The following is a 21,824-nucleotide window of genomic DNA, read 5'->3' as shown; positions in this document are numbered from 1 at the left end:
CGGTTGTAGGCTGCTGGGGTGGCCCTGTTCGAACCGCTGACGCTGACCGGCAGCCTGGTGAAGCTGCAGCCTTTGCGCGTGCGGCACCTGCCTGAGCTCGAGGACGCGGTGCACGATGGCGAACTGTGGAACCTCTGGTACACGCGGATCCCGTCGCCGCACACCATGGAACTGGAAATCCGGCGGCGGCTGGACCTCCAGGACCAGGGCCGGATGATCCCGTTTACCGTGCGCCGGCTGTCCGACGACACCGTGCTGGGGATGACCACGTTCTGCAATATCGACGAAACGGCGCCGCGGGTGGAGATCGGCTACACCTGGATCCGGGCCAGCGCGCAGGGGACCGGCACCAACCCGGACAGCAAGCTGCAGCTGATGGGGCATGCCTTCGAAAGCCTCGGCTGCTGTGCCGTGGAGTTCCGCACGGACCGCCTGAACCGCCAGTCCCGTGACGCCTGAGCGGCTTGGCGCCCGGCAGGACGGCGTGCTGCGCCGGCACACCAGGATGCCCGACGGACGCGTCCGCGACACAGTGGTCTACTCCGTGCTGGACTCCGAGTGGCCGGACGTTAAGGCCCGGCTGCGGAAACGGGTCGGCAAGGAGCGTACGCCGTGAGCGGTCGGACCATGGACCCCGGGCCAGCAGGCTCCGGCGTCCCCGAGGCCGGCGACGCCGCACGACCGCCGGAGCCAGGCAAGGCCCATTCCGGCGCCGTCGCTTGGGAAGGCGCGGTCAACGCCCGCCGGGTGGCGGGGGATATCTTCCGAATGGGCCGTGCGGAATGGCTGACGGCCACCGGCTGGCAGCAGGCGTACGACGACGGAGTACGCACCATCGTGGATCTGCGGAACCCCGGTGAACGCTCGCGCCGTCCGACCGATCCGGTGGTGCCGCCGGCTGCTCTGGGCCGGTTCACTCTGCTGAACCGGCCCACCGAAGAGCCCGGCCACCCTGAACTCGCAGTTAATGCCCCGTATATGAACCACCCTCGCTTCTATCTGGACAACGTGCGGATCTTCCCGGAACTGATCGCAGAGGTTTTCCGCACGCTGGCGCACGCGGAGGGCGCCGTCGTCGTCCACTGCTCCGCCGGGCGGGACCGCACCGGGATGATCTCCATGATGCTGTTGCAGCTGGCCGGAGTTCCCGCCGCGCAGATCGCTGACGCACATGAGCTGGGCATCCGCGGTATCAACGACTGGCATCGGATCAGTCCGTACCGGCATCCGGTGGAGAGCTACATCAGCGGCGACGAACTGGAAGTGCGGGTAGCCGACATGCGCGGGTCGCTGCTGCAGGTGCTGTCGCAGCTTGAGGTGGAACCGTTCCTGTTGCGCCATGACCTGACCCCAGGGGATGTTGAGGCGCTCCGTGCCCGGATGGCAGGCTGACGCCCCAGCAGGTTGAAGCCGGTAGCCTGCAAGCCGGTAGCCTGCAAGTCGGTAGCGCTGCAAGCCGGCGGCCCTGCAAGCCGGTGGCGGGCAGGGGCTGTGCAGGAAGGCACGGTCATGTAGGCTAGGTACGTTACCGACCGACCGTTCAGTATTTTATCGCCCTGCCCGGCAGCCGCTTTTCCGCTCCGGCCAGGGAAAAGAAAGGGCTGTCAACGATGACCTCTACCGCCGTTGATGTCGAGATTGTTCCCAGCTACATCCAGGATGCCTGGTGGACGCCTGCGGGCGACGTTTCCGGCACCGAGGTCCGCGATGCCAGCACCGGCGATGTGCTGGCGCGGGTCAGCACGGACGGGCTGGATCTGGCCGCCGCCGTGGAACACGGCCGCACGGTCGGCCAGGCCTCGCTGGGCAAGCTGACGTTCCACCAGCGCGCGCTCAAGCTCAAGGAGCTGGCGCAGTACCTGAACGCGCGGCGCGAGGCGTTGTATGAGGTTTCGCACCGCACCGGCGCGACCAAGATCGACAACATGATCGACATCGATGGCGGGATCGGGGTGCTGTTCACCTTCGGTTCCAAGGGCCGGCGCGAACTGCCGAACTCGCAGATCGTGGTGGACGGCCCGGCAGAAGTGCTGGCCAAGGACGGCTCGTTCATGGGACAGCACATCTACACCCGGATTCCCGGCGTGGCCGTGCAGATCAATGCCTTCAACTTCCCGGTGTGGGGCATGCTGGAAAAGTTCGCCCCGGCCTTCATCGCCGGCGTGCCGACCATCGTCAAGCCGGCCACTCCCACCGGTTACGTGGCCGCCGCCGCGGTGAAATTGATCATCGAGTCCAACATTCTGCCGGCCGGTTCGCTCCAGCTGATTTCCGGTTCTGCCCGTGACCTGCTGGATCATTTGGATTACCGCGACGCCGTGGCCTTCACCGGGTCCGCCGACACCGCGAACCTGCTGAAGTCCCACCCGAACGTGGCCCAGGGCGGCATCCGTTTCACCGCCGAGGCGGATTCGCTCAACGCGGCAATCCTCGGCCCCGATGCGCTGCCGGGCACCCCGGAGTTCGACGCGTACATCAAGTCGCTGGTCACCGAAATGACCGCCAAGGCCGGCCAGAAGTGCACGTCCATCCGCCGTGCCATTGTTCCCAAGGCCCTGATGCAGGATGTAGCCGATGCCGTCCGCGCCCGGATCGAGCAGCGCGTCGTCGTCGGAGACCCGCGGGCCGAGGGCGTGACCATGGGCGCGCTGGCCTCGCTGGAGCAGCTCAACGACGTCCGCGCCGCGGTCCAGGCCATGGTCGACGCCGGCGGCGAACTGGCCTACGGGACGCTCGACGCGCCGCAGGTCACCCGCGCCGACGGGACCGTGGGGGACTCCGAAGGGGCCTTCATGTCTCCGGTGCTGCTGACCTGGGCGGACGCGGAAGCCGAGGCCGTGCACTCGCTCGAGGCCTTCGGGCCGGTCTCTTCCGTGATCGGCTACGAGGATCTGGACGACGCGGTGCGGCTGGCCGCCATGGGCGCCGGCTCGCTGGTAGCAACCGTGGCAACGAATGACCCGGAAACCGCGCGCGTGCTCGTGACCGGAATCGCCGCCCACCACGGCCGCGTGCTGGTTCTCAACCGCGAGGACGCCAGGACGTCCACCGGACACGGTTCCCCGGTGCCGCATTTGGTGCACGGTGGTCCGGGCCGCGCCGGCGGCGGCGAGGAACTGGGCGGCATCCGCTCCGTGCTGCACCACATGCAGCGCACGGCCATCCAGGGTTCGCCGAACATGCTCACCGCCGTGACCGGCGTGTGGCATACCGGCGCAGACCAGAATTTCGACGACGTCCACCCGTTCCGGAAGAGCCTGGCTGACCTGAAGATCGGCGACGCGCTGCGTTCTGAACTGCGCCAGGTCACGCTGGAGGACATCACCGCGTTCGCCAATGAAACCGGCGACACGTTCTACGCGCACACCAATCCGGAAGCTGCGGCCGCCAACCCGTTCTTCCCCGGCATCGTGGCGCATGGCTATTTGCTGCTCGCTTGGGGCGCCGGGCTGTTCGTGGAACCCGCGCCGGGACCGGTGCTGGCGAACTATGGCCTGGAGAACCTGCGCTTTATCACCCCGGTCGCCGCCGGCGACTCCATCCGCGTCACACTCACCGCCAAGCGGATCACGCCGCGGGAGACGGACGAGTATGGCGAGGTCGCCTGGGACGCGGTGCTGACCAACCAGAACGACGAGATCGTCGCGACCTACGACGTGCTCACCCTGGTGGAGAAGTAGCCGTAGCTCCTCCTGCCGCGTCCCCGGCGGCATTGGCCCCGGGGACCGGCGGGTACACCGCCGTGTGCCAGCGCCAGAACGAGACCAGCACCAACAACACCGTGGCGCCGTTCAGCAGCTGGGAAGTCGGCGGACTGGGAAACACCAGCGACGTGGCCAACTGCACTACGGCGAAGGCCAACCAGAGCCACCAGGCCTCGTAGATGCGGTGGGCCAGTCCCAGATACACCACCGCGAGCACGGCTGCGTACAGCGCCTGCAGCACCAGGACGGTCAGCAATCCGCCTTCCCAGGGAAAGCCCGCTTGGACATCGCTGGCCATGAACAACAAGGTGCCAACAGCCAGGACCAGCAGGGAGATGCCCCAGTCCCGGCCGGTGGCCCGGCGGACCTGCACCGCGGCAAGGGTGGCGCCGGGGTCATCGGCCGCACCGGGCAAGGCCGCGGCGTGCCAGCGCCAGGCGCCGTAGCAGGGCAGCAACAGCGCCACGATGACGGAGGCGTTGACAAAGAACGCGGCTCCGCCGCCGAAACTCGGAATGACGAGCAGCAGGAAGACCATCGCCTGCTGGACCAGCGAGACAGACCAGGCCCAGCGTGTGCGGAGCCCGAACAGGAAGACCGCGACCAGCCCGACCAATGCCTGCAGATGGCCCATGGAAACCAGCGTGCCGGCAGAACCATCCGGGACCTTCAGCGCCATGATCCAGTCCATGCTGCCAGCCTCCGCGTGGCTGTTTACACGGTCCGGCCAGAGGCGCCGGTGCCGGGCGTGGCCGGACGGCCGGGGGGTGTGGGAGCCAATCGATGTCTGCTCCGAGAAGGCCGCCGCATCGCATGTTGCCAGGTCAGGTATCCGAAGACTTGAAGTCCTGCCGCGACCGCGCCATAGATCGAGAACCACAGTGGTGCGTTCTGGATGGTGGAGAGGAACATGGTGGCCAGCGAGAGTCCCACGCCCAGCCACCACGACTGCGTGATCCCGTGCGCGAAACCAAGGTACATCACCGCTGGAAGCGCTGCCAGCAGTGCATTGAACAGGTACAGCGGGCCGATGTCCGCCATCGGAGTGACACCCGCGAACGCGTTCAGGAGGTACAGCAGCAGCAACAGCCCGGCGCCGATTCCCCACTCACGGCCGTGCGCCGAGCGGAGTGGCACGTGAATGCCTTCCCGTCGATACTGGGTCCATTTCCAGAGGCCGTAGAGCGCGGCGGCCAGCACGAAGACAGTGCTGGTGTTCAAGCGTCCGTTGGGGATTCCGGTGGCCAGCAGCACGGCGGTGGCGGTTACCGGGAGCAGCCAGGCCCAGAACACGCGGTAGGAGAACAAGACGATGGCGGCAATTGTGAGCGCCATATTCAGCGCCGGCACCCACCAGGACACCCCATCCATATCGATCACGTCCCCATAACGCCGACTGGTTGACGCCAGCCTAGCAGGCGCCGACCGGGAATTCAGCAGGCACGTGGGGTCCAATGGAAACAGCCTGCAGCGGACCGGCCGGGGCGGCTGCCGGGATGGGGCAGGGGCGCGTGGATCAGGCGATCACGCGGGCGGCAGCCGGCAGGTGCAGACCGTCGAACACCATGGCGATCAGGTCGTCGGCGAGCTTTTGCGGCGACAGCGGACCGCCCGGTTTGTACCATTCGACGATGGAGTTGATGGTGCCGAAGAGCAGCCGCGCCGTGATCCGCGGGTCGATGTCACCTCGGAGGGACCCTTCGGTGCGGGCCGCATCCACCAAATCGGCGACCGCATGGTCGAACGCCCGGCGGCGCTCCAGCGCATCGCGCTCGATCTCGGTGTTGCCGCGCAGCCGCAGCAGCAGGGTCACATAGGGGAGCTTGTCACACAGGACCTGTACGGTTCCGCGCAGCACGAACTCCAGCCGGGCGTCGGCCCGGCCGGCAGATGCCGATGGGTTTTCCAGGACGGCTTCCAAGCTGCCCAGCGCTTCTTCCAGGGCCAGCCGCAGCAGGTCGCCCTTGGACGGAACATGGTGGTAGATGGCGCTCTTGGAGATGCCCAGGTTCTCGGCGAGAATGCCCATCGAGGTGGCCTCGTAGCCGTGCTTGTTGAAGACGCCAACGGCGACGTTCAGCACCGACTGCTGGTCGTAGCCCGGGCGGCCGCGGCGAACTGTCTCCTGGGCCTTTGACTTCACCATTGTTCTATTCTCCCACGACCGTTAGGTCGGTAATGCGTGCGGCGGGTGCCTGGCCAAGCCCGACACCCGCCGTCGCGCGTGGATCCGTAGGTGCTGGCTCCGTCAGCCGTTGTCGCGCAGGTCGTAGACCCGGCGCAGCTTTCCGCTGGAGCGGGCCAGGGAGCCGGGGTCGGCGACCACGATCTTGCAGCTGGAACCCACGTGGATCTTGATCTGGCGTTGCAGCTCGCGCGACGCTTCGGTTGCCATGGCAGCGGTGCAGTCCTCGCGGCGTTCAATCTTGACCGTCAGCTCGTCCATCCGGTTGGGCCGGGTAATCTCCAGTTGGAAGTGCGGGCTCAGGCCGGGGATGCGAAGGGCGATCTCCTCGATCTGGGTGGGGAAGAGGTTCACGCCGCGCAGGATGATCATGTCGTCCGAACGCCCGGTGATCCGGCCGATGCGGCGCATGTTCGGGCGGCCGGTGCCGGGCAGCAGCCGGGTGAGATCGTGCGTGCGGTAACGGATCACCGGCATGGCTTCCTTGGTGAGCGAGGTAAACACCAGTTCGCCTTGCTGGCCGTCGTCCAGCACCGCATCGTTCAGCGGGTCGATGATCTCGGGGCGGAAGTGGTCCTCCCAGATGGTGGAGCCGTCCTTGAAGTCCACGCATTCACCGGCCACGCCCGGGCCCATCACCTCGGACAGCCCATAGATGTCGCAAGCATCGATGTCCAGCTTGGACTCCAACTCGTGGCGCATCTCGTCGGTCCAGGGTTCGGCACCGAGCACGGCCACTTTCAGGGACGTCTTGGCCGGGTCAAGTCCGGCGCGCTCCATCGCGTCCACGATGGTCAGCAAGTACGTGGGGGTGCAGAGGATGGCGTCCGGTTCGAAGTCCTGAATCAGCTGGATCTGCTTCTCGGTCTGGCCGCCGGACATCGGGATCACCGTGCAGCCAAGCTTCTCCGCACCGTAGTGGGCGCCGAGTCCGCCGGTGAACAGGCCGTAGCCGTAGGCGTTGTGGACCTTCCAGCCCTTCTTGACGCCGGAGGCGCGGATGGAACGGGCGAACAGCGTCTCCCAGTTCTGGATGTCCTTGCGGGTGTAGCCGACCACGGTGGCGCGGCCGGTGGTGCCGGAGGAGGCGTGGATGCGGGCCACTTCCTGCTGCGGCACGGCGAACATGCCGAACGGGTAGGCCTTGCGCAGGTCTTCCTTGTCCGTGTACGGGAACTTGGCCAGGTCAGACAGTTCCTTGAGGTCCTCGGGGCGCACACCGGCGTCGTCGAACTTCTTCTTGTACATCGCCACCCGCTCGTAGGCATAGGCGACGGTGTGCTGCAGACGCTGCAGCTGCAGGGCCTCCAGTTCGTCCCGGCTCATCAGCTCCTCGGGGTCGAGGGTGTCCTCGGCGGCGGGAGTGGTCTTGCGGGCTTTGGTGCCGGTGGTGGTCGTCATGGAACGGTCCTTTGATGCGGGTCGGGCTGTGCTGCTCGGCGGGTGGCTGGGGGCGGCGGGGTCAGGGGGCGGAGGGTTTGCGTGCAGGGTTGGGGACGGTGCGGGAACGGCCACGGAATTCGAGGAGCACGTCGGCGCCGCCGTTCGGGTTCTCCTGCGTGACGGTGATGTCATACAGTCCGCTGCGTCCGGTCTGGTTGACCAGCCGGGCGTTGGCGGTCAGCAGCCGGCCGGCGAATCCGGGGTTGAGGAAATTCACGTCGACGCCGGACGCCACCGTGATGGTGCTGCCGTCGCCGTCCGGGTCGTTGCACGCCAGCGCGAAGGCCACGTCGGCGAAGGCGAACACCATGCCGCCCTGCGCCATGCCGAAGCCGTTGAGCATTTCCTCGCGCAGCCGCATCTGGATGACGACGTCGCCAAACTCCGCCTTGACGACTTCCACGCCCATCCACTGGGCGGCCTGGTCGCCGACAAAGGCGGGATGCATGGGTCGCTCTCCCGGCTGCAGCCCGTTGCCGTCGGCCGGATTGTCACGGGAAGTGTCGACGTCGATGTCCGTCATGGAGGCCCCTTGCTTTTAATACCGAATGTTCATTAGGTAATCCTGATTTGTGATCCAAGTCAAGACGGGCCCGAGGGTGCAGGGAGCGGGGACGGGTGGCCGGGGCCGGCACCCTCGGGATGCGGACGGTGCTGCCGTACCGGAGCTAGGCCAGCTCCGTGGCGCCGATCGCATCGAGGGCGAAAGCGTAATCCCACGCCCGGTCCTTCCAGGCCTCGTACCGCCCGGAAGCGCCGCCATGGCCGGCGTCCATTTCGGTCTTGAGTACGATCGGTTCCGACCCGGTTCCGGTCTCCCGCAGGGCCGCGACCCATTTGGCCGGTTCGACGTAAAGCACCCGTGTGTCGTTGAAGCTGGTCACTGCCGCGATTTTCGGGTAGGCCGCCGGCCGCACGTTCTCGTACGGGCTGTACGACTTCATGTAGTCGTAGACCTCGGGGTCGGTGATCGGGTTGCCCCATTCCTCCCACTCCAGCGCCGAGAGCGGCAGGTCCGGATCCAGGATAGAGGTCAGGGCGTCCACGAACGGCACCTGAGCCACGATCGCCGCGTACTTCTCCGGGGCCAGGTTGGCGATAGCGCCCATCAGCAGCCCGCCGGCCGAGCCGCCCATCGCTGCAATCCGCGCCGGGTCCGCCCAGCCGGAGGACGCCAGCCAGTCGGTGGCGTCCACGAAGTCGGTGAAGGTGTTCTTCTTGCGCAGTTTCTTGCCGTCGTCATACCAGTGCCGGCCCATCTCGCCGCCGCCGCGCACATGGGCCACCACGTAGACCACGCCGCGATCCAACAGCGACAGCCGCGCCGTGCTGAAGGCCGGATCCATGCTGACTTCATAGCTGCCGTAGGCGTAGATCAGGGCCGGGTTGCTGCCGTCGCGCTGCACCGAGGCCTTGCGGACCACCGAGAGCGGGATTTTCGTGCCGTCGGCCGCGGTGGCCCACTCCCGGTCGGCCCGGTAGTCGGCCGGGTCGTAGCCGCCGAGCACCGGCGTTTCCTTGCGCAGGTGCAGCGTGCCGGTGGCCAGCTCATAGTCATAAATCCGGGGCGGGGTCAGGAATGAGGTGTAGGCCAGCCGGATCACCGGCGCCTCGTAGTCGGATCCGCCCACGCCTGCGGTGAACAGCTCCTCGTCGAAGTCCGGTTCCACCGGCGCTGCCTGGGTCTCGGTTCCCAGGCCGGCCAAGGGCAGCACCTGCACTCGTTCAATGGTGTCCTTGCGGATCGACAGCACCATGTGCGTGGAGGTGACGCCCGCGCCGTTGACCCGCACCCCGTCGTCGTGCTCCACCACCGTGTCCCAGTGCTGCGCGTCCAGCGGCCGGGAGAACTCCGACAGGTCGGCCAGCGAGACCATCGAGTTCACGGCGTCCTTGTTGTGCGTGAGCAGCACCTTCTGCACGCCGTCCAGCAGGAACGGCTCGGCGTCGTAGAGCACCCGCTCGCTGCGCGGGATCAGCGTCTGCAGCCCGGCCTCGGGATGGGCGAAGTCCAGCAGCCGCGTCTCGGAGTATTCGGAGCAACCGATTCCGATCACTAGATGCCGGCGGTCGGCGGAGAGCTCAAAGCCCATCCACATGGCCGGATCGTCTTCCTGATAGATCACGACGTCGGAGTCCACCGTGGTGCCGATGGTGTGCGCCTTGATCTGGTACGGCCGCCACGACTCATCCACCACCGTGTAGAACACGCGGCTGCCGTCGGGGTCGAAGGCGAGGGAGTAGAAGACGTTCTCCACGACGTCGTCCAGCAGTTGGCCGGTCTCCAGGTCCTTAATCCGCAGGGTGAACCGCTCGTCGCCGGCGAAATCCGCGGCGTAGGCGTACAGCCTGCCGTCCTTGGTGACGGCCGAGCCGCCCAGGGAGAAGAACGGCTTGCCCTCCGCTTCCGCGTTGCCGTCCAGCAGGACCTGCTCGCCGGGGACCCGCCGGCCGGCCTCCACCTGCGGCGGAGTCCAGTCTGCGGCCGGATCGCCGGTGTCCGAGGCCTGGACCCGGCACTGGATGCCGTACTGCTTGCCCTCTTCCATGCGGCCGTAGTACCACCAGCCGTCCTTGCGCACCGGCACGGACAGGTCCGTTTCCTGCGTGCGGTTCTTGATCTCTTGGAAGATCGCCTCGCGCAGCGGCTGCTGATGCGCCGTCACCGCTTCCGTGTAGGCGTTTTCGGCCTGCAGGTGGGCTACCACGTCCGGGTTCTCCTTGTCCCGCAGCCACTCGTAGTGGTCCACGAAGGTATCGCCGTGGTGGGAGCGCTCGGTGGGAACCTTGCGGGCCACCGGCGGTTCGGGCAGGCCGGCGGGGGAGATGTTGGCCGTTTCGGCGGCGGAGTGCGTCATGGCACCAATATATAGAGCAGGCCCCTGCGCCGGTCGGGTTCGGCTGAGGGTGGACGAGCGCCGCCCCCAGCAACTTTGCCCCTGAGCACGGCCAGGCCCCGTTCCAGCCTTGACGCTCCCGAGGGCACCACTATATTCTGAACGAACGGTCGGTAATTATTTCGCGGCCGGACTACGTACAGTGAGGTGACCATCGTGGCAACGCAGACCGACGCCGGCGACCAGAAGTTGCACGCCGTTCCGTCCCCTGAGGACGAGGCCGGACAGGCCTACTTTGACAAGATCATTGCCGAGGATTCCCGGATCGAACCCGCGGACTGGATGCCGGAGAAGTACCGCAAGACGCTGACCCGGCAGATGTCCCAGCACGCGCACTCCGAAATCATCGGCATGCAGCCGGAGGCCAACTGGATCACGCGCGCCCCCAGCCTGAAGCGCAAGGCCATCCTGATGGCCAAGGTGCAGGACGAGGCCGGCCACGGGCTCTACCTCTACTCCGCCACGGAGACGCTCGGCACCCCGCGCCACGTGCTCAACGAGCAGCTGATGTCGGGCAAGGCCAAGTACTCCTCCATCTTCAACTACCCGGCAAACAGCTGGGCGGACATGGGTGCCATCGGCTGGCTGGTCGACGGCGCCGCTATCGCCAACCAGGTGCCGCTCTGCCGCGCCTCCTACGGTCCGTACGGCCGTGCGATGGTCCGCATCTGCAAGGAAGAGTCCTTCCACCAGCGCCAGGGCTTCGAGATCCTGCTGGAACTGGCCAACGGCACCCCGGCGCAGAAGCAGATGGCCCAGGATGCGGTCAACCGCTTCTATGCCCCCGCGCTGATGATGTTCGGCCCCACGGACACCGATTCGCCGAACTCGCAGCAGTCGATGGCCTGGAACATCAAGCGCTTCTCCAACGACGAGCTGCGCTCGCGGTTTGTCGGCATGATCCAAGAGCAGGTCAAGGTCCTGGGCCTGACGCTGCCGGACGACGAGATCCGCTACAACGAGGAAACCGGCATGTGGGAGCACGGCGAACTCAACTGGGACGAATTCTACGAAGTCCTCGCCGGCCGCGGCCCCTGCAACGCGCAGCGGATGGAACGCCGCCGCGAGGCACATGAGAACGGCGCCTGGGTGCGCGAAGCAGCAGCGGCCTACGCCGCCAAGAAGGCACAGAAAGCACAGGTGGCCTAAATGGCAACAGGAGACCAGACCTCGATGGCCCGGCCGGTCAAGCCAGCGCCCGAGGAGAACCCGGCATTGTCGGACAAGCAGCCCTGGCCGCTGTGGGAAGTTTTTGTCCGCTCCTCCCGCGGCCTCTCCCACGTGCACGCAGGTTCGCTGCATGCTCCGGACGCAGAGATGGCCGTGCGCAACGCCCGGGATCTGTACACCCGGCGCAACGAAGGCGTCTCGCTCTGGGTGGTGCCGGCGTCGGCCATTGTCGCCAGCGATCCGGATGCCAAGGGTGAATTCTTTGAGTCGCCCAAGGGCAAGGACTACCGCCACGCCACTTACTACACCAAGAGCGAAGGGGTGAAGCACCTGTGAGCGGTGAAAGCGCGACCCGGATCACGCCGGGCAATGCCCTGCGGCCGGAGGACATCGCCCAGCAAGTGACCGAAGGCAACAAGGCCAGCGAGGACGTCGCCGAGTACGCGCTGCGGCTCGGGGACGACGCCCTGATCTTGGCCCAGCGCCTGGGCTGGTGGATCTCCCGCGCGCCCGAACTGGAAGAAGATGTTGCGCTGGGCAACATCGCACTCGACCAGATCGGCCACGCCCGGTCCTTCCTGACCTACGCCGGTTCCGCGTGGGGCAAGACCGAAGACGACCTGGCCTACTGGCGCGGCGAGAGCGAGTTCCGCTCCTGCTACCTGGTGGAACAGCCCAACGGCGACTTCGGCAGGACCATTGCCCGCCAGCTGATCATTGCCGCCTACCAGCACGAACTGTACTCACGGCTGGTCGACTCCCAGGACGCAACGCTGGCGGCCATCGCCGCCAAGTCGGTGAAGGAAGTGGACTACCACCGCGACCACGCCGAGCAGTGGACCCTGCGTCTGGGCGACGGCACCGAAGAATCGCACCGCCGCATTGCCGCCGGGTTCACTTCGGTCTGGCCATACGTGCAGCAGTTGTTCGAGGACGACGACCTGATCGACCGACTGGACGGCATTGCCGTGCGCCCCTCGGAACTGCGTGAAGGCTTCGACGCCTACATTGCCGCGGTCTTCGCCGAGGCCACGCTGGAGGTCCCGGACGTCCAGCCCGCGATGACGGACAAGACCCGCGTCAAGCACAGCGAACATCTGGGCTACCTGCTGGCCGAAATGCAGGTGCTGGCCCGCGAACATCCCGGCGCCACCTGGTAGCGCCGGGCCGGACCTTTCGGAACAACGGAGCAATTCATGTCCACAAACACCGCGCAGCGGCCCGCTGAAACCGAGGCAGCCCGCGTCTGGGATGTCGCGGCAACGGTCTGCGATCCGGAGATCCCGGTGCTGACCATCGAGGACCTCGGAATCCTGCGGTCTGTGTCGGTGCTCGATGAACCCGACGACGGCGGCCGGCCGGCTGTCGAGGTGACCATCACCCCGACCTATTCCGGCTGCCCCGCGATGGATGCCATCAGCGAAGACGTCGTCAGCGCCCTGGCAAGCCAAGGCTACGACGACGTCCGCGTGAAGCTGGTGCTGGCCCCGGCCTGGACCACGGACTGGATGACTGCCGAGGGCAAAGCGAAGCTGAACGAATACGGCATCGCGCCGCCCTCGGGCTCCGCGCCCATCCGCACCGGACCGGTCAAAGTGGGACTGAGTGTAAAGTGCCCGCGTTGCAATTCGCTCAACACCCGCGAGCTGTCCCGCTACGGCTCCACCTCCTGCAAGGCGCTGTACCAGTGCAATGACTGCCACGAACCCTTCGACTACTTCAAGGTGCTCTAGATGACTACTTCCACCACGGAGGCCCCGGCGGCCAAGCGCCGCGGCACGTTCCACCCACTGTCCGTCGCCGAGGTCCGCAAGCTCACCGACGAGGCCGTGGAGGTCACGTTCGCTGTGCCGGAGGAGCTGCAGGGGCAGTTCGACTACGTGCCCGGGCAGTACGTGGCGCTGCGGACCACGCTGGAGGACCAGGAGATCCGCCGCAGCTACTCCATCTGCGCCGAGCCGAAGCCGGGCGAAATCCGTATCGCCATCAAGCGGGACATCGGCGGCCTGTTTTCCAATTGGGCCAACGACAACCTCAAGGCCGGAGACGTGCTGGACGTCATGAGCCCGGCCGGTGCGTTCATTTCCAAGCACCAGATGACGGAAATCAACCATCCGGAACAGATCAACACCGACGTCGAGGCCACCTTTGTGGCATTCGCCGCCGGCTCCGGGATCACCCCGGTGATTTCGATTGCGCGGACCGTGCTGGCCGCCAACAGCAACGTCCGGTTCGACCTGGTGTACGCGAACAAAGCCGCCATGGATGTGATGTTCGTGGAGGAACTGGCAGACCTGAAGGACAAGTACCCCACCCGATTCGCGCTGCACCATGTGCTCTCCCGCGAACAGCGGATTTCACCGCTGCTCTCCGGCCGGATCGATGCCGAAAAGCTCACCAGCCTGTTCGACAACGTGCTGCCGACCGACGACGTGGACGAGTGGTTCCTGTGCGGTCCGTATGAGCTGGTGCAGCTGTGCCGCGACACCTTGACCGAGCGCGGCGTGCCGGCCGACAAGGTCCGCTACGAGCTGTTCTCCACCGGCGAGCCGACCAAGCCGCAGGGCAACATCGGCCGCCCGGTGCAGGTGGACCCCAGCGCGGACAACTACGACATCACCTTCACCCTCGACGGACTCACCGGCAAGGTCGCCTCGCCCAAGCACGCCCGCGAGTCGGTGCTCAACGCGGCGCTGCGCGTCCGTCCGGACGTGCCGTTCGCGTGTGCCGGCGGCGTTTGCGGCACCTGCCGCGCCAAAGTGGTTTCCGGTACCTTCACCATGGAGGAGAACTACGCGCTGGAGCCGGACGAGATCGAGCGCGGTTACGTGCTCACTTGCCAGACCCACCCGACCAGCAAAGAAATCACCGTCGACTACGACGCCTAGCACCGATTTCTAACCGATGGTCGACCGGTCTCTACTCGGCGCTGGCGCGCCTCCATCGACCACCGGAACCAGCTGGCCTACCGTTGGTCGACCAAGCGAGCGCCAGCGAGCGCGTGGAGACCACGCGATCCGACCCGAGAGGAACCACGCATGAGCATGATCGAACTGACCATCGAGGACAATGTCGCCGAAGTGGTGCTTAACGCGCCGGGCAAGATGAACGCCCTGGATGAGCAGGCGGTGCTGGATTTGGGCAAGGCGTACGACGACGCCGCTGCCGCCGGCGTCCGTGCGCTGCTGCTCCGCGGCGAGGGCCGCGGGTTCTGCGCCGGCCGCGACATTTCCCAGGTGGATCCTGCCACTGACGATGCCTACGGCTACCTTTCCCACGTCGTTACCCCGGTGCTGCGCAAGATGGCGGAATTCCCGGCTCCCACGTTTGCCGCCGCGCAGGGTGCCGCGCTCGGCGTCGGGCTTGGCCTGCTGATCGCCACCGACGTGGTGTACGTCGCCGACAACGCAAAGATCGGCTCGCCGTTCGCCAATCTGGGCGCCACCTTGGACTCGGGCGGGCACTGGCTGTTCACCGAGCGGCTCGGTGCGCACCGTACGCTGGACCTGATCTACACAGCCGAGCTGATGAGCGGCGAGGAAGCGGTGCGCGCCGGCTTGTTCAGCCGCGCGATGCCGGCGGACGAACTGCTGGAAACCACGCGCGGCATCGTGGGCAAGGTCGCGCAGGGAGCCACCGGCGCATTCCGTGCGTCGAAGGAACTGGTGGCCAACATCCGCGACCAGCGGCTGGGCCTGTGGCTGGCCACCGAGGAAGAGAACGTGGCTCAGGGCCGGCTGTGCAAGAGCGACGACTACGCTGAAGGTTTCAAGGCTTTCCAAGAGAAGCGCAAGCCGGTCTTCAAGGGCTGAGGCCGCCTCCTGCCTGGCCTCGCCGGTTCTGGCAGGATGGCCATATGACCGCCAAACCGACCGCCGCCACGACGGCTGACTGGACTGTTGCCATCCCGGACCGGGATTTGCTGTCGGCGTTGGGGCCGCTTCCCGCCGGGATGAAGGCCGTCCCGTGGGATGTCGACGGCGAGCCGGACGGGGCGCAGCTGGACCAGGTCGACGTCGTCGTGCTGCCGTATCCAGACGCAGCCAGCGCGCTCCCGTACCTGGCCCAGCTGAAAAACCTCAAGCTGGTGCAAACCCAGACCACCGGCGTCGACGGGATCGCCGAGGTGGTGGGTCCGGACGTCGCAATCGCCAGCGCTGCCGGCGTGCATGCCGCCTCCACCGCTGAGCTCGCCGTCGGCCTGATGCTTGCCTCGCTGCGTGGGATCGACATTGCCGCGCGCGACCAACCGGAGGGACGGTGGCGCCATGAACGTCGGCTCTCCTTGGCCGACCGGAAAGTCCTGCTGGTGGGCGTGGGCGGCATCGGCCGGGAAATCGCGCGCCGTCTCGAGCCCTTCGAAGTGCAGTTGACGCGGGTCGGGACCCACGCACGCGGTGACAGCGAGGGCCACATCCACGGCACCGCGGAGTTGCAGGATCTTGCCGCCTCCCACGAAGTGCTGGTCGTCATTACACCGCTGACAGACGCCACCCACGGGTTAATCGATGCCGCGATACTGGCAGCCCTCCCGGACGGTGCGCTGGTGGTCAACGTTGCTCGCGGGGCGGTGGTGGACACGGACGCCCTGACCGCCGAAGTTGTCTCCGGCCGGCTGCACTGCGCGCTGGATGTCACCGACCCCGAACCGCTGCCACCGGACCATCCGTTGTGGCGCTCCGGCAACGCGCTGATCACCCCGCATCTGGGCGGCGACACCACGGCGTTCGAACCGCGGATCGTCCGCCTCCTCCAGGAGCAATTAGCGGCGGTCGCCGGCGGCAAGGCACCGCAGAACCTGGTGCAACCGGGACGCTTCCGGAGCGACTCAGCCGACAGAGATCAAAGCGACGGTTGATCGGCCGGGAGTGCAGCATCGGCGCTTGCTCGAGTGCAGTGCCGCTTGCCGCGTGGTCGGCATGCGGGTTGAGCGCCGCTGGAACACCGGTGCGGCGTGCCGGAGGCTGGACAACTTCCGTTGAGCGCGAGCAGGATGGAACCGGCGCGTCGGGGCAGCCGCCCAGCGCCGGAGGAGGGATGACCCATGGGCATCATCGTGGCCAACATGTTCCTCACTCTCGACGGCGTGTACCAGGCGCCGGGCGCGGTCGACGAGGACCGGGAGGACGGCTTCAGCTATGGCGGCTGGCAGGCGCCGTTCTTCGACGACGAATCCGGAGCGGCGATGGGCGCCGTCATCGACCGTATTGATGCCTTGCTGCTCGGGCGGAAGACGTACGACATCTTCGCGGCCTACTGGCCGAATGCTGGAGACGACTCTCCGATCGCCGCGAAGTTCAATGCGGTGCCGAAGTACGTAGTGTCCACCAAGCTCACCGAGCCGTCCTGGGCTGGCACGACGGTATTGCCCCATGCGATGGCGGCGGCACACCTGCGCGAACGGCATGATGAAGTGCACTCATTCGGCAGCGGCGACCTCCTGCAGTCCTTATTCACCGAGGACGTGGTGGACCGCCTCAATCTCTGGCTGTATCCGCTCACCGTGGGCAGCGGGAAGCGGCTTTTTGGCCCCGGCACCATCCCGGCGTCCTTCCGCCTGGCCGGGCCGGCCCGCACCTTCGAAAAGGGGGCGGTGGGGCTGGTCTACGAACGTGCGGGCGAGGTCGAGACCGGCAATATCGACGAGGTGGAGGCGCGCAGGAGCGAGGGCAGTTGACGGCGAGGGCAACGGCTGGTCAGCCATCGCGCCGGTTGACCAGATTGCCGGCCCGGCTTAGCGGGTATCCAGGTCCTCGAAGACCAGGAACGTCTGGGTGTCCAGGATGCCGGGCATGGACTGGATTTGGTCAAAGATGACCCTGCGCAGGTCCACGTTGTCCACCGCGCGGACCAGCAGGATGACGTCGAAGTTCCCGCCGACCAAGGCAATGTGGTGCACCTCGGGGATGGCCCGCAGGGCCTCGCGCAGCTCGCGCCAGGAGTGCTGCCGCAGCTTCAACGTCACGTAGGCAGAGGCCTTCAAGCCGGCCTTGATCGGGTCCACCAGTGCAGTGAACTTGGTCAGCACGCCGGCCTCGGTGAGGCGCGAGATCCGCGAGTAGGCGTGGGCGCGGGAGATGTGAACATTTTCGGCCACTGCGGTCACGGACAGCCGGCCGTCCCGAGTAAGCTCCGCCAAGATTCGACGGTCAATCTCGTCCAACTGCGGGACTTTCACCGCGGCGCTCTCTGCCATACGTCTACACCTCGTGGGGTTATCCAGCTCACACTGACAATTTGTCTCCAACAATACGACTGGGCGGACAAATTATCCATGCTTTTCCGCAGAAGTGGATACGAAAAGTAGCCCAATCACATACTAAAGCTACACAGTTTCTTCAGGCAGAGGCGCCCGCTTTTTAGTCGGGCGGCCAGGCAAGGGCGGCAACACCGCCGTGGCCGACAGGATTCGAGGGAGACACCATGACTATCTCAACCGGTAACCCGATCGAGGGATCGATGGCCGATCCGTCCCGCCGCGCCGGCATGGACGATCCGGTCACCGCGGAGGCCTACATGCTGCCCTCCGGCCAGCCTGTGCAGTTGGTGGATCCGGACGGCCAGCACGTGCACAACGACAAGTACCCGCTGCCCGACGGCGAGGCACTGCTGATGGCCTACCGCGAGCTGGTGGTGGGCCGCCGCGTCAACGACCAGGCCAACGCGCTGGTCCGCCAGGGTCGGCTGGCTGTTTACCCGTCGTCGCACGGGCAGGAGGCCTGCCAGGTGGCCTCCGCGCTCTGCATCGGCGAGGACGACTGGCTGTTTCCGACCTACCGCGACACCGTGGCCGTGATCGCCAAGGGCGTCGACCCGGTGCAGACGCTCACCCTGCTGCAAGGGGACTGGCACGGCGGCTACGACCCGTACGAGCACAAGGTCTCGATTCAGGCCACGCCGTTGGCCACCCAGTTGCTGCACGCCGTGGGCTTGGCGCATGCGGCCAAGCTCAAAGGCGAGGACACCGTCGTCGTCGCGCTCTGCGGTGACGGGGCCACCAGCGAAGGCGACTTCCATGAGGCGCTGAACTTCGCCGCGGTGTTCCACCTGCCGGTGGTGTTCTTTGTGCAGAACAACCAGTACGCCATCTCGGTTCCGCTGAACAAGCAGACCGTGGCACCGTCGCTGGCGCACAAGGCCATCGGTTACGGCATGCCGGGCGAGCGCGTAGACGGCAACGATACCGCCGCCCTGCTGGCCGTGCTGGGCAAGGCTGTGGACCGCGCGCGGCAGGGCGGCGGCCCGGCCCTGGTGGAGGCGCACACCTACCGGATGCAGTCGCACACCAACGCCGACGACGCCACCCGCTACCGCACCGACGATGAAGTGGCCGAGTGGGCGCCAAAGGATCCGCTGGTGCGCCTGCGGGCCTACCTGAAAGAGCTGAACGTCCTGACTGAGGAGCTGGAAGAGGAGATCGCCGGCCGGGCCGAAACGGTCGCCGCCCAGATGCGCGACGGCCTCAATGCCGAGACCGAAGTGGACCCGGAGGACCTGTTCCGGTTCGTCTTCACCGAAAAGACCAGCCAGCTGCGCGAGCAGGCCGCCATGCTGCGCGAGGAACTCTCGCGCGAGTCGGCCTGACCGCCGCCCACCGAAGGACACACCATGAGCACAACAATGACGTTCGCCAAGGCGTTGAACACGGCGCTGGCCGATGAAATGGAAGCCGACAACTCCGTCGTCGTCTTCGGTGAGGACGTGGGCCCGCTGGGCGGCGTTTTCCGCATCACCGACGGCCTGACGAAACGATTCGGCGAGGAACGCTGCTTCGACACCCCGCTGGCTGAGTCCGGCATCATGGGCATGGCCATCGGCATGGCGATGAACGGCCTGCGACCGGTAGTGGAGATGCAGTTCGACGCCTTCGCCTACCCGGCGTTTGAGCAGGTGGTCTCGCATGTGGCCAAAATGCCCAACCGCACCCGCGGCAAGGTCAAGCTGCCGATGGTCATCCGGATCCCGTATGCCGGCGGCATCGGCGGCGTGGAGCACCACTGCGACTCCTCGGAGTCCTACTACGCGCACACCCCAGGGCTGACCGTTGTTGCTCCGGCCACGGTGGAAGACGCCTACACGATGCTCCGCGAAGCCATCCGCTTTCCGGACCCTGTGGTGTTCCTGGAGCCGAAGAAGCTTTACTTCTCCAAGGAGCAACTGGACCTTGAGGCCCTGCAGGCGCGCTGGGGCACACCTGCGCTGGACCGGACCGACGGACCGGAGCCGACCGCTGCGCCGGCGATGAGCGGCTTCGGCCGCGCCGTTATCGCCCGTGCCGGAACCGACGCCACGCTGATCACCTACGGACCGTCCGTGCCCACCGTCATGAAGGCCGCCGCAGCGGCCGCCGAGGAAGGCCGCTCGCTGGAAGTGATCGATATCCGGTCCATCGTTCCCTTCGACGACGAGACCGTGATGGCATCGGTGCGCAAGACCGGCCGCGTCGTCGTCGTGGCTGAAGCGCCCGGTTTCGCCTCGGTCGCCTCGGAAATCGTGGCGCGGGTTCAGGAACGCTGCTTCCACTCGCTGGCCGCTCCGGTGCTGCGCGTGACCGGCTTTGACATTCCCTATCCGGCGCCCAAGCTGGAGCACTACTATCTGCCCAGCGTGGACCGCATCCTGGACGCCGTGGACGAACTGCAGTGGGAGGACGCGTAGCCATGACGCGACAAGTATTCAAGCTGCCGGACCTCGGCGAAGGCCTGACCGAGGCCGAACTGGTCCACTGGCTGGTCAAGGTGGGCGACGAGATCCGCGTGGACCAGCCGGTGGCCGAAGTGGAGACCGCCAAGTCCATGGTGGAGGTGCCCAGCCCCTACGCCGGGACGGTTGCCGTGCTGCACGGAGCCGCCGGAGACACCATGGATGTGGGCAAACCGCTGATCTCGGTGGATGCGCCGGGCTATGTGCACGACGGCGGTGCATCGGGTCCCGCCGGATCCGCACCGCAGGCGGGGGAGGCCTCCGGCGGCGGCGCGCTGTCCGCTGCGGGGCATCCTGACGGCGAGGCCTACCGGAACGAGGAACGCGCCGGCATCAAGGTTCCTGCTCAGCAGGAACATGCACAGCAGGAGCCGGCAGAGTCCGGCTCCGGCAATGTGCTGATTGGCTATGGGACCCCCGCCGGGTCGGCCGGGTCCAGGCGCACCCGCAAGCCGAAGGCCGGCAGGCCTCTACTCGGCGCTGGCGCGCCTCCATCGACCACAGGCAGCGCCCCGGTGGTCGACCGGTCTCTACTCGGCGCTGGCGCGCCTCCATCGAGCACCGACAGCGCCCCGGTGGTCGACCAAGCGAGCGCCAGCGAGCGCGTGGAGACCCGCGAAACCCGCGTGGAGACCCTTGGCTCGGCCCCGCTGGTCATCTCGCCGCTGGTTCGCAAACTGGCCCGCGACGCCGGCCTCCGTCTGGCCGACATCTCCGGCACCGGCGCCGGCGGGATGATTCTGCGCAAGGACGTCGAGGCCGCGCTCGCCGGAGGTCCGGTGGCGGACCGGTCTCTGCTCGACGGGTCTCTGCTCGGCGGGTCTCTACTCGGCACTGGCGCGCCTCCATCGACCACCGACGGCGCTGGCGCGCCTCCATCGACCACCGATGGCGCGCCTCCATCGACCACCGCTGGCGCGCCTCCATCGACCACTGGCGGCGCCCCGTCGGCGGACGGCACCGACGCCCGCACCGGCCTGGGCATCGCCACCCGCACCCCGATAAAGGGCGTCCGCAAGACGGTGGCACAGGCGATGTCCCGCAGCCGCACGGAAATCCCCGAGGCCACCGTCTGGGTGGACGTGGATGCCACCGCGCTGCTGCAGATGCGCGCCGACCTCAAACGACGCGACCCGGAGAACACCCCGGGCCTACTGGCCTTCATCGCCAGGTTTGTGCTGGCCGGCCTGGCGAAGTACCCGGAGCTGAACACCCGGGTGGAAGGCGAGGAGATCGTCGGCTTCGACGGCGTCAACCTGGGCTTCGCCGCCCAGACCGACCGCGGGTTGCTGGTGCCGAGCGTGCGCAACGCCGACAAGCTCAGTGCCCGGCAGTTGGACACCGAGATCAGGCGGCTCACCGCCGTCGCGCGTGACGGCAAGGCCACACCTGCCGAGCTGACCAGCGGTACCTTCACGCTGAACAATTACGGAGTCTTTGGGGTGGACGGCAGTGCCGCCATCATCAATTACCCCGAGGTGGCCATCCTCGGCGTCGGCCGGATCATCGACAAGCCCTGGGTGGTCAACGGCGAGCTGGCCGTCCGGAAGGTTACCGAACTGGTGCTGGTCTTCGACCACCGGGTGTGCGACGGCGGCACGGCCGGCGGCTTCCTGCGTTACGTCGCGGACGCCATCGAGAACCCCGGCAGCGTGCTCGCCGATCTCTGACGGTTACCGGGCCCGCTGTCGCTGATGGCGGGCCCGGGTTGCAGCCGGTGCT

20 protein-coding genes and 1 pseudogene are annotated in these 21,824 nt (G+C 66.9%); 14 read left to right on the top strand and 7 right to left on the bottom strand.

Translation table 11 applies throughout. From position 1 onward, the window contains the following. Positions 1-18: 18 nt before the first annotated feature. The 3 genes and pseudogenes from AC5RWX_RS16935 (at position 19) to paaZ (ending at position 3,680) form a co-directional block, all read left to right on the top strand. Positions 19-616 (top strand): annotated as a pseudogene (locus AC5RWX_RS16935) (GNAT family N-acetyltransferase). After that, on the top strand, positions 613-1,392 hold the full coding sequence (locus tag AC5RWX_RS16930; RefSeq protein ID WP_493939489.1) for a tyrosine-protein phosphatase: 780 nt from the start codon (positions 613-615) through the stop codon (positions 1,390-1,392). Before AC5RWX_RS16935 ends, AC5RWX_RS16930 begins: the two are co-directional and overlap by 4 nt. Before the next feature lie 218 nt (positions 1,393-1,610). Beyond that, entirely contained in the window at positions 1,611-3,680 is a 2,070-nt protein-coding gene (paaZ, locus tag AC5RWX_RS16925; protein WP_493939490.1) for a phenylacetic acid degradation bifunctional protein PaaZ, read from the top strand. Here the strand turns inward: paaZ and AC5RWX_RS16920 are convergent. The 6 genes from AC5RWX_RS16920 to AC5RWX_RS16895 form a co-directional block, all read right to left on the bottom strand. After that, entirely contained in the window at positions 3,661-4,395 is a 735-nt protein-coding gene (locus tag AC5RWX_RS16920; RefSeq protein WP_493939491.1) for a nicotinamide mononucleotide transporter, read from the bottom strand. The two genes, paaZ and AC5RWX_RS16920, sit on opposite strands and share 20 nt — an antisense overlap. Positions 4,396-4,418: 23 nt before the next feature. Next, positions 4,419-5,084 (bottom strand): hypothetical protein, encoded by a 666-nt coding sequence (locus tag AC5RWX_RS16915; protein WP_493939492.1) that lies wholly within the window; start codon positions 5,082-5,084, stop codon positions 4,419-4,421. A 136-nt stretch (positions 5,085-5,220) separates the two neighbouring features. After that, the gene (locus tag AC5RWX_RS16910) at positions 5,221-5,850 is read right to left on the bottom strand and encodes a TetR/AcrR family transcriptional regulator (protein WP_493939493.1); all 630 of its coding nucleotides are present in this window, start codon (positions 5,848-5,850) and stop codon (positions 5,221-5,223) included. A 102-nt stretch (positions 5,851-5,952) separates the two neighbouring features. Then, the gene (gene paaK / locus AC5RWX_RS16905; protein WP_493939494.1) at positions 5,953-7,290 is read right to left on the bottom strand and encodes a phenylacetate--CoA ligase PaaK; all 1,338 of its coding nucleotides are present in this window, start codon (positions 7,288-7,290) and stop codon (positions 5,953-5,955) included. A gap of 61 nt (positions 7,291-7,351) precedes the next feature. Then, positions 7,352-7,855: a hotdog fold thioesterase gene (locus tag AC5RWX_RS16900; protein WP_493939495.1), complete on the bottom strand. Its 504-nt coding sequence runs from the start codon at positions 7,853-7,855 to the stop codon at positions 7,352-7,354. Between the two features lie 145 nt (positions 7,856-8,000). Then, positions 8,001-10,190, bottom strand: a complete 2,190-nt coding sequence (locus tag AC5RWX_RS16895) for a S9 family peptidase (protein ID WP_493939496.1) — start codon at positions 10,188-10,190, stop codon at positions 8,001-8,003. A gap of 195 nt (positions 10,191-10,385) precedes the next feature. On the opposite strand from AC5RWX_RS16895, the gene paaA reads away from it, so the two are divergent. The 8 genes from paaA (at position 10,386) to AC5RWX_RS16855 (ending at position 17,076) form a co-directional block, all read left to right on the top strand. After that, positions 10,386-11,378, top strand: coding sequence for a 1,2-phenylacetyl-CoA epoxidase subunit PaaA (gene paaA / locus AC5RWX_RS16890; RefSeq protein ID WP_493939497.1), 993 nt, complete (start codon positions 10,386-10,388; stop codon positions 11,376-11,378). Between the two features lie 24 nt (positions 11,379-11,402). Further along, positions 11,403-11,735: a 1,2-phenylacetyl-CoA epoxidase subunit PaaB gene (gene paaB, locus AC5RWX_RS16885; RefSeq protein WP_493939578.1), complete on the top strand. Its 333-nt coding sequence runs from the start codon at positions 11,403-11,405 to the stop codon at positions 11,733-11,735. After that, positions 11,732-12,559 carry a 1,2-phenylacetyl-CoA epoxidase subunit PaaC gene (paaC, locus tag AC5RWX_RS16880; RefSeq protein ID WP_493943721.1) on the top strand — a complete coding sequence of 276 codons (828 nt, stop codon included), beginning with the start codon at positions 11,732-11,734 and terminating at the stop codon, positions 12,557-12,559. Before paaB ends, paaC begins: the two co-directional genes overlap by 4 nt. 36 nt (positions 12,560-12,595) lie before the next feature. Then, the gene (paaD, locus tag AC5RWX_RS16875) at positions 12,596-13,132 is read left to right on the top strand and encodes a 1,2-phenylacetyl-CoA epoxidase subunit PaaD (RefSeq protein WP_493943720.1); all 537 of its coding nucleotides are present in this window, start codon (positions 12,596-12,598) and stop codon (positions 13,130-13,132) included. Beyond that, entirely contained in the window at positions 13,133-14,287 is a 1,155-nt protein-coding gene (gene paaE, locus AC5RWX_RS16870; RefSeq protein ID WP_494097623.1) for a 1,2-phenylacetyl-CoA epoxidase subunit PaaE, read from the top strand. Between the two features lie 156 nt (positions 14,288-14,443). Next, entirely contained in the window at positions 14,444-15,211 is a 768-nt protein-coding gene (locus tag AC5RWX_RS16865; RefSeq protein WP_494097629.1) for an enoyl-CoA hydratase/isomerase family protein, read from the top strand. Between the two features lie 44 nt (positions 15,212-15,255). Next, positions 15,256-16,257 carry a 2-hydroxyacid dehydrogenase gene (locus tag AC5RWX_RS16860; protein ID WP_494097622.1) on the top strand — a complete coding sequence of 334 codons (1,002 nt, stop codon included), beginning with the start codon at positions 15,256-15,258 and terminating at the stop codon, positions 16,255-16,257. A 186-nt stretch (positions 16,258-16,443) separates the two neighbouring features. Continuing rightward, positions 16,444-17,076 (top strand): dihydrofolate reductase family protein, encoded by a 633-nt coding sequence (locus tag AC5RWX_RS16855; RefSeq protein ID WP_494077210.1) that lies wholly within the window; start codon positions 16,444-16,446, stop codon positions 17,074-17,076. 57 nt (positions 17,077-17,133) lie between these two features. Here the strand turns inward: AC5RWX_RS16855 and AC5RWX_RS16850 are convergent, their stop codons facing one another. After that, a complete protein-coding gene (locus AC5RWX_RS16850; protein WP_493939503.1) occupies positions 17,134-17,595 on the bottom strand; it encodes an Lrp/AsnC family transcriptional regulator in 462 nt (153 codons plus the stop codon). Between the two features lie 227 nt (positions 17,596-17,822). Between AC5RWX_RS16850 and pdhA the strand changes: the two genes are divergently transcribed. From pdhA to AC5RWX_RS16835, 3 genes are read left to right on the top strand one after another with little or no spacing between them, the layout of a single operon-like run. Then, positions 17,823-18,983, top strand: a complete 1,161-nt coding sequence (pdhA, locus tag AC5RWX_RS16845; protein WP_494097621.1) for a pyruvate dehydrogenase (acetyl-transferring) E1 component subunit alpha — start codon at positions 17,823-17,825, stop codon at positions 18,981-18,983. A gap of 24 nt (positions 18,984-19,007) precedes the next feature. Beyond that, positions 19,008-20,057, top strand: coding sequence for an alpha-ketoacid dehydrogenase subunit beta (locus tag AC5RWX_RS16840; protein ID WP_494097620.1), 1,050 nt, complete (start codon positions 19,008-19,010; stop codon positions 20,055-20,057). 2 nt (positions 20,058-20,059) lie between these two features. Further along, positions 20,060-21,772, top strand: a complete 1,713-nt coding sequence (locus AC5RWX_RS16835) for a dihydrolipoamide acetyltransferase family protein (protein ID WP_494097619.1) — start codon at positions 20,060-20,062, stop codon at positions 21,770-21,772. Positions 21,773-21,824 lie beyond the last annotated feature (52 nt).

The sequence above is a fragment of the Arthrobacter sp. SPT-J7 genome (genome assembly GCF_059089965.1).
This window is presented reverse-complemented; position numbering and strand designations above follow the sequence as displayed.